Source organism: Chryseomicrobium sp. FSL W7-1435, assembly GCF_038595005.1.
In the GTDB taxonomy this organism is placed as follows: Bacteria; Bacillota; Bacilli; order Bacillales_A; family Planococcaceae; genus Chryseomicrobium.
This window is the reverse complement of sequence record NZ_CP151997.1, coordinates 2147939-2164209: the sequence shown is the minus strand read 5'-3', so window position 1 is coordinate 2164209 and position 16271 is coordinate 2147939. Positions and strand designations below refer to the sequence as shown.

Annotated in this window: 13 protein-coding genes; all 13 read left to right on the top strand. The window is 40.6% G+C overall.

All coding sequences use genetic code 11. From position 1 onward, the window contains the following. The first annotated feature begins 34 nt into the window (after positions 1–34). The 13 genes from cccB to addA all read left to right on the top strand — a co-directional run bounded on the left by cccB (position 35) and on the right by addA (position 16262). Positions 35–364: a cytochrome c551 gene (gene cccB / locus MKY84_RS10945; RefSeq protein ID WP_342526037.1), complete on the top strand. Its 330-nt coding sequence runs from the start codon at positions 35–37 to the stop codon at positions 362–364. Between the two features lie 382 nt (positions 365–746). Continuing rightward, a complete protein-coding gene (gene ftsE, locus MKY84_RS10940; protein ID WP_342526036.1) occupies positions 747–1433 on the top strand; it encodes a cell division ATP-binding protein FtsE in 687 nt (228 codons plus the stop codon). After that, the gene (gene ftsX / locus MKY84_RS10935) at positions 1423–2310 is read left to right on the top strand and encodes a permease-like cell division protein FtsX (RefSeq protein WP_342526035.1); all 888 of its coding nucleotides are present in this window, start codon (positions 1423–1425) and stop codon (positions 2308–2310) included. The genes ftsE and ftsX overlap by 11 nt, the downstream gene beginning before the upstream one ends. A 38-nt stretch (positions 2311–2348) precedes the next feature. Further along, complete coding sequence (locus tag MKY84_RS10930; RefSeq protein WP_342526034.1) at positions 2349–3728, top strand: peptidoglycan DD-metalloendopeptidase family protein; 1380 nt, start codon at positions 2349–2351, stop codon at positions 3726–3728. Positions 3729–3798: 70 nt separating this feature from the next. Beyond that, positions 3799–4428 (top strand): hypothetical protein, encoded by a 630-nt coding sequence (locus MKY84_RS10925; RefSeq protein ID WP_342526033.1) that lies wholly within the window; start codon positions 3799–3801, stop codon positions 4426–4428. Beyond that, positions 4425–4991, top strand: coding sequence for a redoxin domain-containing protein (locus MKY84_RS10920; protein WP_342526032.1), 567 nt, complete (start codon positions 4425–4427; stop codon positions 4989–4991). Before MKY84_RS10925 ends, MKY84_RS10920 begins: the two co-directional genes overlap by 4 nt. A 49-nt stretch (positions 4992–5040) precedes the next feature. Then, on the top strand, positions 5041–6390 hold the full coding sequence (locus MKY84_RS10915; RefSeq protein ID WP_342526031.1) for a S41 family peptidase: 1350 nt from the start codon (positions 5041–5043) through the stop codon (positions 6388–6390). A gap of 60 nt (positions 6391–6450) precedes the next feature. Next, positions 6451–7629 (top strand): PDZ domain-containing protein, encoded by a 1179-nt coding sequence (locus tag MKY84_RS10910; protein ID WP_342526030.1) that lies wholly within the window; start codon positions 6451–6453, stop codon positions 7627–7629. Continuing rightward, positions 7626–7892, top strand: coding sequence for a CsbA family protein (locus MKY84_RS10905; protein WP_342526029.1), 267 nt, complete (start codon positions 7626–7628; stop codon positions 7890–7892). The genes MKY84_RS10910 and MKY84_RS10905 overlap by 4 nt, the downstream gene beginning before the upstream one ends. 90 nt (positions 7893–7982) lie before the next feature. Continuing rightward, positions 7983–8630, top strand: a complete 648-nt coding sequence (locus tag MKY84_RS10900) for a TVP38/TMEM64 family protein (RefSeq protein WP_342526028.1) — start codon at positions 7983–7985, stop codon at positions 8628–8630. Continuing rightward, positions 8611–9114, top strand: a complete 504-nt coding sequence (gene lepB, locus MKY84_RS10895) for a signal peptidase I (protein ID WP_342526027.1) — start codon at positions 8611–8613, stop codon at positions 9112–9114. Before MKY84_RS10900 ends, lepB begins: the two co-directional genes overlap by 20 nt. Before the next feature lie 66 nt (positions 9115–9180). Next, positions 9181–12654, top strand: a complete 3474-nt coding sequence (addB, locus tag MKY84_RS10890) for a helicase-exonuclease AddAB subunit AddB (protein WP_342526026.1) — start codon at positions 9181–9183, stop codon at positions 12652–12654. Beyond that, positions 12651–16262 carry a helicase-exonuclease AddAB subunit AddA gene (gene addA / locus MKY84_RS10885; RefSeq protein WP_342526025.1) on the top strand — a complete coding sequence of 1204 codons (3612 nt, stop codon included), beginning with the start codon at positions 12651–12653 and terminating at the stop codon, positions 16260–16262. Before addB ends, addA begins: the two co-directional genes overlap by 4 nt. Positions 16263–16271: the final 9 nt, after the last annotated feature.

Below are 16271 nucleotides of genomic sequence, written 5' to 3'. Positions count from 1 at the left end.
GTATACTGTAATAAACAACAGAAGGAGTGTTCTTATGAAAAAAATACTACTTGGAGTTTCAATCACTTCAATGCTATTGCTAGCTGCATGTGGGGGAGATTCAACTGAAGAATCAGCTCCAGTTGACTCAGGCGATGTTGCAACTGTAGATGCAGAAGCAGTTGTCAATCAAAAATGTATCAGTTGCCACGGAAACAATCTTGAAGGCCAAGGAAACTTCCCAGCATTGAACGATGTTGGCTCACGTTTAAGTGAAGAAGAAATCTTGTCAGTTATTTTAGAGGGTAAAGGCGCTATGCCAGGTGGAATTATTCAAGGAGAAGAAGCCGAAGCTGTAGCAGCGTGGTTAGCAGAAATGAAATAACTATTCCTTAAAGCTGATAAAAAAATGTTTTCAAAATTTTTAAATTGAAATTGAGTGGAGTCGAGGGGCTGACTCCAGTGGGATCAAGAGCGTTACGTGAGGCCCCGCAGGAGCGTATGCGACGAGGAGACTTACGACGCTCCATCGGAAAGCAAACCCGGAACGGAACTCATCGCAAACTATAATCAGTAGGTTCTCTGGAATTTTATTCCAGAGAACCTACTGATTTTTTTATCTTTCAAGCTAATTCTGATAGATAAAACTTCTGACAAGTCAATTTGTTTTTATGAAAATGAAATATACTTGTAACATTAAAAAAATTCAACGATGTTATAATGGATTTGTTGCGCTAAATGAAGTAAACAATATAGGTGGTTAAAATATGATTCAAATGAAAGATGTCTATAAGAAGTATCCAAACGGTATCGTGGCAGCGAACGGGATAACAGTAGACATTAAACAAGGTGAATTTGTTTATGTAGTTGGACCGAGTGGCGCGGGAAAATCTACTTTTATCAAAATGATGTACCGAGAGGAAAAGCCTACGAGTGGTGACATTATTATAAATGGCATCAATCTAGCAAAAATAAAGTCAAAGAAAGTTCCCTTATTACGACGTCAAATTGGTGTTGTATTCCAAGACTTTAAACTACTCCCTCGCATGAATGTCTACGAAAACGTTGCTTACGCATTAGAAGTTATAGAAGAAAGTCCAAAAGTTATCCGCAAGCGTGTAATGGAAGTGCTTGATTTGGTAGGACTAAAGCATAAAGCTCGTATGTTCCCCACTGAATTATCAGGTGGAGAGCAGCAACGAATTTCAATTGCTCGTTCCATCGTCAATAAGCCAAAGCTTGTCATCGCGGATGAGCCGACAGGAAACTTAGATCCAGATACATCATGGGAAATTATGAATATTTTCCAAGAAATCAATTCTCGGGGGACGACCATTATTATGGCTACCCACAACAAAGAAATTGTAAACACATTAAAACACCGTGTCATTGCAGTTGAAGGCGGAATGATTGCCCGAGATGAAGCAGAAGGAGACTACGGTTATGAAATTTAGAACGTTCGGTCGTCATATTAAGGAGAGTTTCCGAAGTATTGCACGAAATGGTTGGATGACATTCGCTTCAGTGAGTGCTGTAACCGTGACACTATTGCTAGTCGGTGTTTTCGTTGCCATTATGATGAACCTTAACAAAGTAGCAGATGACATTGAAAATGATGTAGAAATGAAAGTATTTGTGGAACTGACAGCTGATGAGCAACAAATCACTCAGTTACAGACCCAAATTGAAGAAACCTTAGGTGTTGAAGAAACGGTTTACTCTTCTAAGGAAGATGAATTATTGAAACTGGCTCAAAATTTTGGTGGGGATCTTCAATTATTTGAACAAGATAATCCATTACATAATGCGTTTTACGTAAAAGCGACTACACCTACGGAAACCATAGCTGTTGCGGAGCGTGTTGAGAGACTGGATCAAGTCAATCGTGTTAGTACGGGAGAAGAAACATTAAAGAAATTATTTCCAATATTAGATGTTAGTCGCAATGCAGGACTAGTGCTGATTCTGGGATTGTTGTTTACAGCAATGTTTTTAATCTCAAACACGATACGCATTACAATTGTTGCTAGACGTCGAGATATTGAAATTATGAAACTCGTAGGAGCAACAAATTGGTTCATCCGTATCCCATTTATTTTTGAGGGTATGTGGTTAGGTATTATGGGTGCCATCTTGCCGATTTCAATTGTGACAGCAGCTTATTATTCCATTTACAATGAATTGCAACCTAGACTTCTTCAAGATCAACTTTTCGCCCTGTTACAACCAATGCCATTTCTACTTCAAGTGAATGGATTGTTACTGATGATGGGTGTAGTGATCGGAGTATGGGGAAGTTTTATGTCCGTCCGAAAATTCTTGAAAGTATAAAGATAACGTACCGGTGAATGAAAGGGGAAAATGAACGCATGTCTACAATGTCACGGAAAGTGAAAATGGCTACATGGATTACAGCAGCAACCCTATTAATGACAAGCGGAACGGTTTCCGCAGCTAACTTAGATGAATTAAAAGAACAACAACAAGAACTTGAGCAAAAGAAAAATGAGTTAGATACTTCTATTGATCAGAAAAAAGGGGAAATTCAACAAAAAGCCTCTGAAATTGAATCTATTGAAGCAAAAGTTCAAAAGTTAAGTGATGAAATCGTTGCTACTGAGGCAGAAATTGAAGGCGTATTAGCTGAGATTGACGTCACGCAACAAGAAATTGCAGATTTACGAGTATCAATTGAAGAACTTGAGTTCAAAATTGCAGAACGAGACGAGCTTCTTCGTGACCGTATTCGCGCAGTTCAATTGAGTGGTGGGTCTGTAAACTACATTGACGTATTACTAGGTGCTAGTTCTTTCGTCGATTTTATTGATCGCTTCTCAGCAGTTAACACTTTAATGGAAGCTGATCGCCAAATTATTCGTGATCAAGCGGCTGATAAAAAGCAACTTGAGGACGACAAAGCTTTAGTTGAACAAAAGTTACAACAACAAGAAAATCAAAAAGCTGAACTTTTACAACTTAAAGAATCACTTGATGGTCAGAGAGCTCAGATGAGTGATTTACTGGATCAGCTTGAAGCTGAACAGAACAAATTAAAAACTGAACAACAAGCGATGGAATCTGACTATGAAGAGATTGCTAATTTAAGTGCAGAAACAAAGAACAAAATTGTAGCAGAACAGCAGCGAATTGCTGAAATTGCTCGTCAACAAGCAGAAGAGAAACGTCGTAAAGAAGAACAACAACGTAAGGATCGTGAAGCGGCAGCAGCCCGTGAAGCAGCAGCAGCTCGAAATGCTAGCTCTAACTCATCAAGTGGCGGAGCTAGTTCTACTCCAGCAGCAGCTCCAGCGGTAGCAGCCCCTACTGTAACAGCTGGCGCTTGGACTAAGCCTACTAATGGTCGCTTGACTTCAGGTTATGGCTACCGTATTCACCCAATTCACGGAACAGGTAAGATGCATTATGGTGTCGATTTTGCGAATAGTATTGGTACGCCAATCGTTTCTGCGGCAGCAGGTGTTGTGAGTTACGCTGCTCCATTTAGTACGTATGGAAATGTAGTAATGGTTACACATAATATCGATGGACAAACATATACAAGTTTATATGCCCACTTAAATTCAATTGGTGTATCTGTTGGACAATCCGTAGCTAAAGGGCAACAAATCGCAACTTTAGGTAATACAGGGAACTCAACAGGTCCTCACTTGCACTTTGAAATTCACGTTGGTGGCTGGAATGGTATGGAAGCAAATTCGGTTAACCCATTACGCTATATTCCAATGTGATAAACGAGCAGTTCACTTTACGTGAACTGCTTTTTTCTTTAGGATTAAGAGGAATTGGGGGTAGATGTTTTTGCCAGTCACAAATTGGTTTATTATATTTTCATTAACAATGCCTGCAACCTGGATTGCTAGTTTACTGTCTATAGTAGCAGTAGGCTTAACTCTACTACTTCAACATAATAAAAAAGTGGCTAGTCAGTTCATAGATGCCAGTATTTCGTTCATCTTGGTTTGGAAGTTTAGTGTGATTTTAACGGATTTTGAAACAGTTCTCGATCAGCCTTTAAGTATTCTTTATTTCAACGGAGGGTATATTGGTGTGATTCTTGGAACTATTGCCGCTTTATATACGCTGTTTTCTTTTACTAAACGTGAAAAAAACTCTACTTTTCCTATCTATCAACTTCCAAGCTATTTCATAAGTTTTTATTTATTTTTTATGGTCTTACTCAATACCAATACAGCAAATGTAGAACTATTTATCTTAGCCTGTACTGTAATCACGCTAGTGTTGACTTGGTCTAGCAAGGGGAACTATTCGAGTTGGAAGCTATTAAGTGCGTACTCAATTCTTTTTTTTAGTTCATTTTTCCAACCCCTAGGGGTATTACAGACGTATACAGTCTGGCTACTGAGCGTATTAGTGATGGTATATAGCTGGCGTTACATTCGTACAAAAAAGGTGGAAACTATAACATGAAAAAATGGATTGCTTTAATTGGATTAGCTACATTGATAGGGATTGCCACGTATTCATTTGCTACAGAAAACGCAGACACTGTGGATTCTCTCAACAATGAACAGCTTGGTACGGACCTTGCAACCAGTGCTGCTTCCTCGATACAAAAAGGAGATCAAGCCCCAGATTTCACTCTGACTACATTAGAGGGCGAAGAAGTTCGCTTAAGTGATTATCAAGGAAAAAAAGTTATACTGAACTTCTGGGCTACATGGTGTCCTCCTTGTAAGGCAGAAATGCCTCATATGCAAAACTTTCACGAGGCATATGCTGATGATGTGGCGATACTCGCTGTAAATTTAACGGATAAAGATAGTGGTCTGGACAAGATTCAACAGTTTGTAGAAGATTATGATCTTACTTTCACAATTCCACTTGATGAAAATGGGGACATTGGGGATACGTATGAAGCGATTACCATTCCTACAAGCTATATTTTAACAACAGAAGGCGTCGTTCAACATAAAATAGTGGGACCAATGGATGAAGCAATGATGGAACAATTAATTAGCTCCACACCATAAATGAATAAAGCGCATCCTCCTTTCGTATAGTGCGACGAAGGAGGATTTTTTGCGTAGAAGACTGCTTTTACTTAGTTTACTTGTAGTTCTGCTTATCACAGCTTGTGATACCACAAATCAGCAGCCCGCTGTAGCGGATTCAAATGATTTATTGAAAGAAGTACGCCAACTGATAAAGCGACATAGTATCTATAACGTGTCTGACAAACAACTGACCACAGGTGCATTAAAAGGTATGGTAGAAGCACAGCATGATCCATACAGCAGTTTCTTTACAGCGGAAGAATCCATACTCCAACGAAGTCGTTTAGCGAAGGAACGTGTTGGCATTGGTTTCCACATCATGCAGCAAGGAGAACGGTTTATTATCGCTGAGGTGGTACCAGGAACCAGTGCTGCCGAAGAAAATTTACAGCCAGGCGATGAACTAGTGGCTGTGAATCAAGTAGCAGTGAAAGGATTATCCGTCGAACAGTTGGTTCATCAATTGTCAGGGAAAGAGGGCACTACAGTGACCTTAAAAGTATTGTCTAAAGTGGATCAACAACTACATGATATTCAACTTGAAAGAAGAAAATTGCCTCAACATACTTTAACTGCTTCCACTCTGGAATCAAAAGATCAGAGCTATGGGTATATTTCTTTATCTGTTTTCGGGGAAGGGACTGCAGAGGAGTGGCAGCAAGCTTTGCAACTGTTCGAGAAGAAAGGTATTGAAGGCTTGATTATTGATGTCCGTGGAAATCCAGGAGGCTACCTCGGCAGTGTAGTGCCTATATTGGAGGATTTACTTGGACCCGGAATTCCACTTCTATGGATGGAAAATGCGAAGGGTGAATTGGAGTGGATGAAGAGTGAGAGAGAAGCGGTCTATACAGGACCTGTTGTGGTGCTTCAAGACAGTCATTCTGCGTCAGCTAGTGAAGTGATGTTAGCTGCGCTTTTAGAGTCTGAAAGAGCTATTTCAGTTGGCAGAACAACATTTGGTAAAGGAACAGTACAAGAAACATTTACTTTCAAAAATGAAAGCTCCCTGAAACTCTCCACAAAAAAATGGTTAACGCCAAGAAAGAAATGGATTCAAGGCACTGGAGTTGCTCCAATAATTGAAACGAAACAGCCGGCGCTCTCAGATTTAAAGCAGGTACCAGTCACAGAAACCGAATGGCAAAATTTTTATAAAATATTAGCACTTGTCGGTTTTTCAAGTGATAGTTCACAAGGTTCTAATACAAATCCCATCCTATCTTTCCAGCACCATATGAACTTACCGCAGACGGGCCAAGTGGATTCTGCCTTTGTCATCCACTTAAGGGAACGCTATAAATCCTGGTTAAAGCAAGAAGACAATGATGAAGCCATTCAACTAGCGCTTGATTACTTTTCACATTCTCAATAAAAGTATACTTTTCTATGAGTTGCTTTGCTAAAATAGAAAGTAACCGCTGGGAGGGGTACTATGGATCAGCAACGAATCATTGAAGTACTATGGAATATCGGACAATTCTTTGTTCATCCAGTTTTCTACTTAGCAATCGCAGCAGCAATCGCTACAGGATATTTTCGGGTCAAGAAAGAACGTAAAGATTTTCGAACGCGATTACACTATGGTTGGGGAGAAGTTAGCTCAATCTTTAAACACTCTTGGCTTTACTCACTAATTATTTCTTGTGTACTTATTTTAATTGGTGTAGTAATTTATCCAGAGTTTTTAGTGCTCTTAGCAGCAGTAGCGCTAATTGCACTTATTGTTTTTCAATTTCAAGCACTGTCGAGCGCCTATCTCATACCTACTGCTGTAGGATTATGGGCAGTTCTTCATCAATTATCGTATACAATTTATTTAGGTCCGTTAACGATTTCTGCTACAGAGTTTTCAGTAAACACTATTTGGCCGTTAGCACTTTTAATAGGGCTGCTACTTATTGCTGAAGGACTGCTTGTAAAAAAACAAGGTTTAGATATCGTTTCACCTCAATTAATCCGAACAGAACGTGGAGGCACAGCCGTTCAATACAAGACGAAACGTGTCTGGCTGCTGCCATTTCTATTCTTGATTCCTGGAGATTGGTTCGGTGAGTTCAATTCCATTTGGCCACTTATTCATTTTGGTGAAACTTCTTTTGCGCTTGTAGCGTTTCCTTTTATAACAGGGTTCCAACAACTTTCGAAAAAAGAGTATCCATTTATTACTGTTCCGAGACGAGCTCGTGAGTTTATTCTTCTTGGTAGCACCATCGCAGCAGTATCGCTACTCGGCATAGTGGTTCCTGTAATTGGAGTGATTGCTATGGTAGTAGCCTTTGCAGGACGCCTGTATCTCGATAGTGCGAATTGGCGCAAGCAAAACACGGGTCACTATGCAGTAGCTCCCATTTCTGAAGGGATTCAAATCGCAGGAGTTTTAAGCGGATCCCCGGCAGAGAAAATGGGGCTACGTATTGGTGAGAGAATCATGAAAGTGAACGGTCAACGTGTCGCTAATGAACAGGAACTCTATGAAGCCATTCAAATTAATGCAGCTCATTGTCGATTAGAAGTTTTGGATCACAACAATGAACTTCGCTTGAAACAACATGTCATATTCCGACATGATCATCATCGTTTAGGTCTGATGATTGCTAGGGAGACGCTATGAATGAATTGAGTCAAGCTACGCAGTTAATCTTAGCAATTTTTGTCCCAGGTGCTTTAGTCGTGCTATTTACAAGGGTAACCTTTAATCAATGGGTCGCACTTGCCATAACGATTGCTTTGTTTACAGCGTCGGTAATAGCAGGGTACACTCGAGAATGGCTTCACTACATAGTCGATGCAGCATCTATGACCGTTGGTTTCTGGTACGCCACGCGCATGATGAAAAAACAAACTTCACAAGACGAAACGACGCTGTCTAAGTGACCGCGTCGTTTTTTCAAACTCATTTTTAGGAGGAGACGTTTTGTAAATCGTACAAACGGTAATACTAGTATAAAGAAGGTGACACGTACTATGGGACAATTTTTCACTCTTGAAACATTAGAAGAAATCATGAGTACATATAAAACGTTCGGGCCATTTGTGGGCATTCTACTGCCGATGCTTGAAGCGTTTCTTCCATTTTTACCGCTTGTCGTTTTTATCGTTGCAAATGTGACGGCATATGGCCTGTTCTTAGGATTTTTATTATCTTGGGTTGGATCTGTTCTAGGCGCTTATATCGTTTTCTTAGTGGTTCGAAAGTTTGGCCGTGCTCGCATTATCAAGTTTCTTACCCGTCATAAAAGGATTTCTCGATTAATCCATTGGGTAGAGCGCAATGGATTTGGTCCACTGTTCCTTCTACTATGTTTTCCTTTTACTCCATCTGCTATCGTCAATTTAGTAGCAGGACTGTCGAATATTCGAAAGTCCACCTATTTAACTGCTGTAATCCTCGGTAAATTTATTATGATTTTTATCATAAGCTTTATTGGTGCTGATATTCGTGCACTGGTTACAGAGCCTATACGTACAGCAATCGTAGCGGCTGTCATTGTTTTGTTGTGGGCTGTAGGAAAATATTTTGAACGTCGACTCGATAAAAAAGTGGAGTCTGACTTTAGAGAAATAGCAAAGCAGAGAGCGAGTGATGCTCAGCATGAAAGAGTGGGAAGATGACCTGAAAGAATGGGCAATTGCGTTACTAATTGGTGCAACGGTTATTCTTTTAGTGCGCTCTTTTATTGTGACGACCTATCAGATTGATGGAGACTCTATGTTGCCTACGTTACATTCTGGAGATCAGGTTGTGGTTTCATTAATCTCATCTATTGAGCCAGGAGACTTAGTGATAGTTCAGTATTCCGATCAAAAAGACATTGTGAAACGGGTTATAGGCGTACCAGGCGACAGAATAGAATTTCGTGCTAATCAAATCTTTGTCAATTCTGTCGTACTAGAGGAGCCCTATATATACGAGCAAGACTCTAATTTAGAAGATATGACGATAGAACTTGAAGAGGATCGCTATTTTGTATTAGGCGATAATCGAGAACGCAGTTTAGACAGTCGAGATTTAGGAACTTTTACAACACAACAGATAATTGGAGAAGTGAAATTTATCTATTATCCTTTTCAGCATTTCTCAGCCATTCATTATTAGAACCTTTGTTTCTTTGCTACAATAGAAACAAAGGTTTTTTTATTTGGTACAGGGGAGGGACGCAACATGGCATTACGCTGGATCACTGGGCGAACAGGTAGCGGAAAGACCACAGCCATTATGGATGAAATGATTACTCGAACAAAACAACAGCCGCTTGGAGACCCTTTGTTTTACTTGGTACCGGACCAAATGTCATTTACAGCAGAATGGCACTTGGCACGACATCAACAGCAGAGTGGATTGATTAGAAGTCAGGTGACAACTTTTAAGCGGTTAGCATGGCGCGTTTTACAAGAAACAGGTGGTATTACACGTGAAGAGGTAAACGGCGTTGGCTATCGGATGTTAATACGCAGTTTATTGAGAGAACAAAAAGACCAGTTCCTATTATTTAATCGAGCTGCGACAAAAAAAGGATTTACGGATCAGATGGAGTCCTTGTTAAAAGAGATCAGCCGTTACAACCTTACTGCAGCTTCTTTTGAAAAGAGTTTGCAAATGCTTCAAGAAGAGAATGCCCCCATCCCACTTCAACAAAAAGCACAAGATCTGTTAACCATTTCAACAGAGCTCGAAAGTCGCTTAGGGACACAATACATTGACGGTGAAGGTCACCTTCGTCTATTAGTCGAGCAAATACCGCATTCTTCTTTGATTGCTGAGAGTGAAATTTATATCGATTCTTTTACAGCCTTCACACCGATCGAAAGAGCGATTTTAGAGCAACTTATGATTCATGCAAAACATGTACATATTGCTTTGCCATTAATGGACAGAAATGAAGCGTTTGATGAAGACAGTTTGTTTCATGCACCTGCCACTACATTGCTTAAGCTAGAAGAGGTAGCTATTCAAAATGCTGTGGAAATAGTGCCTTCACTTCACTTGACGCAACAATTGCGCTTACAAGCACCCGCACTGCGTCACATCGAACAACAATTTGACCAACTACGCCCCTCTATATCCGAAGAGGCTCAAGGGATACGAATTGTAGGAGCTACAAATCCCCGAGTAGAAGTTAACTTTGTGGCAAACCAGATTCGAGAATTAGTGTTTAAAAAAGGCTATCGGTTTAAAGAAATTGCAGTCGTCCATCGCGACCCTACTCAATATGAAAAGTTGCTAACTACTATATTTGCTCAATTAAACATTCCACACTTTAGTAATGAAAAACGTCCAATGCTCGACCATCCTTTGATTGAATTGAGCAAAGCTTTATTTGAGATTCATAGAACCAATTATTCGTATGAATCGATGTTCCGTGCCATCAAAACGGGCTTGTTTTTCCCAGTAAATGAAGCTTCTTCTCTTTGGCAAAATCGTATGCATCGATTGGAGAATTTTGTGTTAGAGCGTGGGATTAGAGGAGATCGCTGGAGAACAGATAGCTGGTGGCGTGTAAAGCGCATTCGGGGAATGGAATTTTTTAAAGGCACACAGACAGATGAAGAGAAAGCACTCGAGGCGGAACAAAAGGCCACAAGAGATCAAATCTTGCATTTACTTGATCCCTTTGTAGAACAATTACAGCAGGCTATTACGGCTGAACAAGTCGCACAAAGCATCTTTTCATTTATGTCAGCAGCCCGTGTTCCACAAAAGTTAGCGTATTGGCAGCAACAAGCTGAGATGGCTTCTCTACAAGAAGAGGCTGTAGAGCATCGACAAGTTTGGAAAGAGTGGGTACATGTTCTAGAGCAATTTGAATTGATGTTCCGTAACCAATCCCTAACAATAGACGATGCAGCAGCCATTTTGGAAGAAGGCTTGGATCAATTATCCTTCTCAAAAATACCGCCATCACTTGATCAAATAGTTGTAGGGCAGGCTGACACAGCAAGATACTTAGGCATCAAAGCTCTCTTTGTGTTAGGAGTCAACGATGGCACGTTTCCAAAGCGAGTAGACCATGAGGGGTTGTTAACGGATGAGGACAGGGCTTTTCTGCAACAAGCAGGTTTAGAGCTTGCCCCCTCTACGAAAGAACGATTAAGAGAAGAAAATTATGTACTTTATAAAGTGCTAACGACAGCAAGTGAAGCTGTCTATGTTAGTTACTCTTTAGCGGGTCTTGATGGCAAACCATTGCTTCCTTCTACTTACATTAAACGCCTGCAAAGCTTGTTTACGAGTCATTTGACCGAGCAAGTTTCCGAGCGAGATTTCTACGGAGATGCACCTAAGTATATCAATCATCCACGTATAGCATTAACAGGCTATGCTTTAAAAAGATATGCAGAGCAAGAGCTCGATCAACCGCTCTCAAGTTATTGGCAGGATGTAGAATCGTATTTGAAACAAGATCCTTATTGGCAGTCCGTGGTAGATCATGTTGAAAAGCCGTTAACAAAACAACCGGGAACGGAGAAAATTTCTCGACTAGCTGCTGAAGGAATTTATTCTTCGGTCATTAAAGGGAGTGTGTCTCGTGTTGAAACGTATTACAGCTGTCCTTTTAAACAATTTGCCACCTATGGGCTTGAATTGAGAGGAAGGGATGTATTCAAACTCGAAGCACCAGCAATGGGTGATTTATTCCATGCAGCGTTAAAATGGATTTCCGACTATACGACAGAACACAAAATTCAGTGGAATGAACTTTCTCGGAAACAGTGTAATGAGTTGAGTGCTACAGCGATTGCTCACATCGTTCCTCTCTTTTTTAATCAGTTACTACTTAGTACCAATCGCTATCACTATATTACGAAAAAGCTGACTCGAATCGTCGCTTCTACAATGAATGCACTTCGTCAACATTCAGCTCGATCTAAATTTCATCCCATCGCCATTGAAGTAGGATTTGGTTTAGGAGAACAATTGCCGCCCCTTGAGCTACCACTTTCAAACAATGGAAGGATGGAACTGAGAGGTCGAATCGACCGAGTCGATGTGGCAAAAATACAAGATCGAAATTATATACGCGTCATTGATTATAAATCTTCTAAAAAAGCGTTAGATCTTAATGAAGTTTATCATGGATTATCCCTACAATTATTGACGTATCTGGATGTGGCAACGCATTATTCACAGCAATGGCTTGAAGAACCTGCCGAACCAGGCGGTGTATTGTACGTCCACCTTCACGAACCTACTCAGCAAACAGCTGAAGAATTGTCGCAGCAAAAAATTGAAGAGCTGCAGTTCAAGTCGTATAAAATGGAGGGACTTGTCACATCTGAATGGGATGTTCTTGAAGCCATGGACAATGAATTAACTGGGCACTCGGATATCGTCCCTGTTCATGTGAAAAAAGACGGCTCTTTTGGAGTAACATCTAAAATACTTTCATCTGAAGAACTTAAAAAAACAGGCGCCTTTGTACGCAAACGCCATCGCCAAGCTGGCGGGGGAATGCTTGCAGGAGATGCAAGAGTGTTACCCTACAAATTACGTGACAAAATGCCGTGCGATTTTTGTGCTTATCGAAGCGTATGTCAATTTGACCCACAAGATACTCGTCAACCAATTCGGAAGCTTGCCGTTGAAAAGCCAGCAGCGATTGTTGAAAAAATCAATAAAGAGGTGGACCAAGAATGATACCAATTATGCCTACTTCAGAAACGTGGACGGCTGCACAGTGGCAAGCAATTTGGGAAAGAGATGCAGACATATTGGTTTCAGCTGCTGCGGGATCTGGTAAAACTGCCGTCTTGATTCGTCGTTTGATTGAAAGGATCACGGATCAGCACCAACCCATAGGTGTAGATGAACTGTTAGTTGTTACATTCACTAATGCAGCAGCAGCCGAGATGCGTCACCGACTTGCAGAAGCGATTGAAAAAGCTATCCAGTTAAATCCTGAGTCTAAACATTTACGCCAACAGTTGCACCTGTTAAATAAAGCGAATATCTCTACCCTCCACTCGTTTTGTCTGCAAATCATTCGACAATATGGTTATTTACTCGATATTGACCCTGGTTTTCGACTGGCCAATGAAAATGAATCGGCTCTACTTCAAGAAGATGCATTGGAAGAGATCATTGAAGAAGCGTATGAAGCAGACCAGGACGCGATGTACCGACTGGCAGATTCCTTTTCTTCCGATCGCTCTGATCAAGCCCTCGAGCATCTCATACGGCAGTTGTATCACTATGCACGCGTTCATCCCAACCCACATGAATGGCTCGAAGCTATTGTGGAGGCATATTCTCTTCAAGAGGACATGACTGTAGATGATCTTCCGTATACAGTGGGTGTTAAGCAAGCGATTTTATATCGTGTTCAAACAGCGCGAGCTCAAAATACACTACTAAAATCATTAGCTGAAAGTAGTAGTGGTTTAGAAGCTCTCGTAACTACCGCATTAGTGGATGAAGATATTTTACATGTCGCTGAAGAGAAAGTTCAAACAGCTACTTGGGATGACCTATATGCTTTTTTTAGTCAATTCAAATGGGCAACAGCTAAAGCTGTTCGCGGCGATTACGATGAAGACTTAAAGCAGCAATTGCAATCTATCCGAAACCAATATAAAGCAGATATTACGGCAATCAAGGATGACTATTTTGCTAGGAGACCGGAACGTTTACTAGATGAAATTCGAATGATGCATCCTGTTATTCAAACTCTGGTAAATCGTGTTGAGGAATTCGCGGCTCGTTACGAGGAGAAAAAATCGCAACGAAGTTTGCTGGATTTCTCAGACCTTGAACATAAGGCCTATGCCATTTTAGTGCAACCGGATCGTCATCAACCATCAGAAGTCGCACTCAGTTATCGTAGAAAGTTCAAAGAAGTGTTAGTAGACGAATACCAAGACATTAATTTGTTACAAGAAGGCATCATTCAACTTGTTAAGAGTGGGGGAGAAGCTGATGGTAACATGTTCATGGTAGGAGACGTCAAACAGTCTATCTATCGCTTTCGTTTAGCAGAACCTATGCTATTTCTAAATAAATATGAACGATTTAAAGCAACTACGACTTCAGGTACTGCTATTGATTTAAATGCCAACTTCCGCAGTAGAAAAGAAGTGGTAGACGGCATTAACTATATTTTTGAACAAATCATGGGGAAAGATGTTGGGGAAATTACCTATGACGAGGAGGCTTCACTAAAGCAGGGAGCACCTTATAATGATGTCCTACAGCCGATAGAAGTTCATATTTTCCAAAAGGGTGCAGAACAAGAAGAAGAACTTACAAAGGCTCGTGCAGAAGCTGAGTGGACAGCTAGGAAAATCAAAGAGTTAATCGACACGGAAAAAGAAGTGTATGATCCTTGGACAAAAGCAACAAGAAAAGCACAATACCGAGATTGTGTTATTCTCATGCGCTCTATGACATGGACTCCAGAGTTTATTGAAGTCTTTAAACAGTATAAAATTCCTTTTCATGTTGAAACCAAAACGGGCTTTTATGAAGCGATAGAAATTCAATGGATGTTAGAGTTGTTGAAAATTATCGATAATCCTTATCAAGATATTCCTCTCGTTGCTGTACTCAGGTCTCCCATGATTGGAATGACGGACGAAGAGTTGGCGCAGTTACGTGCTGTGGATAAAAAATGTCCTTTTTATGATTTGCTTCAAAATAGCCATGCACAAGCTTCTTTAAGTAGTAAGATGCAATCAAAAATTCAGCAATTTTTAGTGCTTCATCAGGCATGGCAAAAGAAGAGCCAGTCAGGACCTTTAGTTGATATTATATGGTCCATTTATCAAGACACTTATTTGCTCGAACAAGTAGCGACCATGCCAGCGGGGAGCCAACGACAATCTAATCTGCATATGCTGTTGGATCAAGCTGAGCAGTTTGAGCAGACTTCCTATAGAGGAGTATTTCGATTCCTACGTTTTATTGAGCGCATTCGCAATCGAGGAGACGACGTGGGAGAAGCTCGTGCTATTAGTGACAGGGAAAACGTCGTTCGTATTTTAACGATTCATGCTTCTAAGGGACTTGAATTCCCGTTTGTTTTTTTACCAGGAATGGCACGTGGATTTAATCAAATGGACTTCAAAGAGAATTATTTATTTGATCAACACGATGGGATCGCTGTAAAAGCCATTGATCCAGAGCTGCGCATTGCCTATCACTCTTTACCATTTATCGCTTTAAAAGAACGAAAATTATTAGAAGCTAAGTCAGAGGAAATGCGTATCTTGTACGTGGCCATGACACGAGCTCGTGAAAAATTGTTTATGACTCTTTCCGTTACATCCGTGGACAGCGCAATCGACAAATGGGTATCCGTCGGGTTTGCTCAATCAGATGAACCAGTTCCACCATTCATTCGCAGTAACGCAAATAGTTACTGGGAGTGGCTAGGCCCTGCTTGGCTACGATTGCCCGATTTTCAACAACTTGTGGGCATCCAAACGTCTAGCCTCAAACCGTTGCCTGGTAATTGGTCTTTTGAACTTCACACGATGGCGAGCGAGATGGAGGAACAGGATTTCACAGGAGAAGAAAACTCTTCCGATACAATCACCAGTCAAACGAATCATCAGCTCAAGGAGCAGTTTGACGCAACTTACGCTTATGAACTAGCTATTAAAAAAACAGCTAAACAAACAGTGTCGGAGTTAAAAAGGTTACAAACCTATGAAGCGAGTGAAGAGGATTACTTTGCTGTTTCCACTCTGCAAGTTAGTGATGATGAATGGGAGATCCCGTCATTCATGAATCAGGAAAAGAGTTTTTCAGCAACAACGAGAGGGACAGTGTACCATAGTGTCTTCCAACATCTCCCTTTAGATAAATCTTTCAACGTTGATGCCTATCTGAATACTCTTGTTGAGCGTGAAATCATTACAACTAATGAAAAAACTCTCATTGATCTTCAGCATATCGAAGCATTTCTTAAGAGTTCACTGAAAGAAGAGTTAGATGCTGCTAAACAAATTTATAGAGAGCAACCCTTTACTTTTGCGATGAAAGACGAAAGGGGAGACTACCAAATTGTACAAGGTGTCATTGATTTGTTCTTCGAGGATCAATCTGGACAATGGCATTTACTAGATTTTAAAACAGACGCTCTAAGTGCTTATCGCAAAGAGCCTGAACAAGCTTTTGCCAAATTAAAAGAACGCTATGCAGTGCAAATGAACCTTTATGCGCAAGCTCTGGAAGAAATTCTTGCTATCAAGCTGGCTTCCAGGCTCATCTATAGCGTTCCTTATCATCAAACAATAAAAATGTAGGAGGAATGA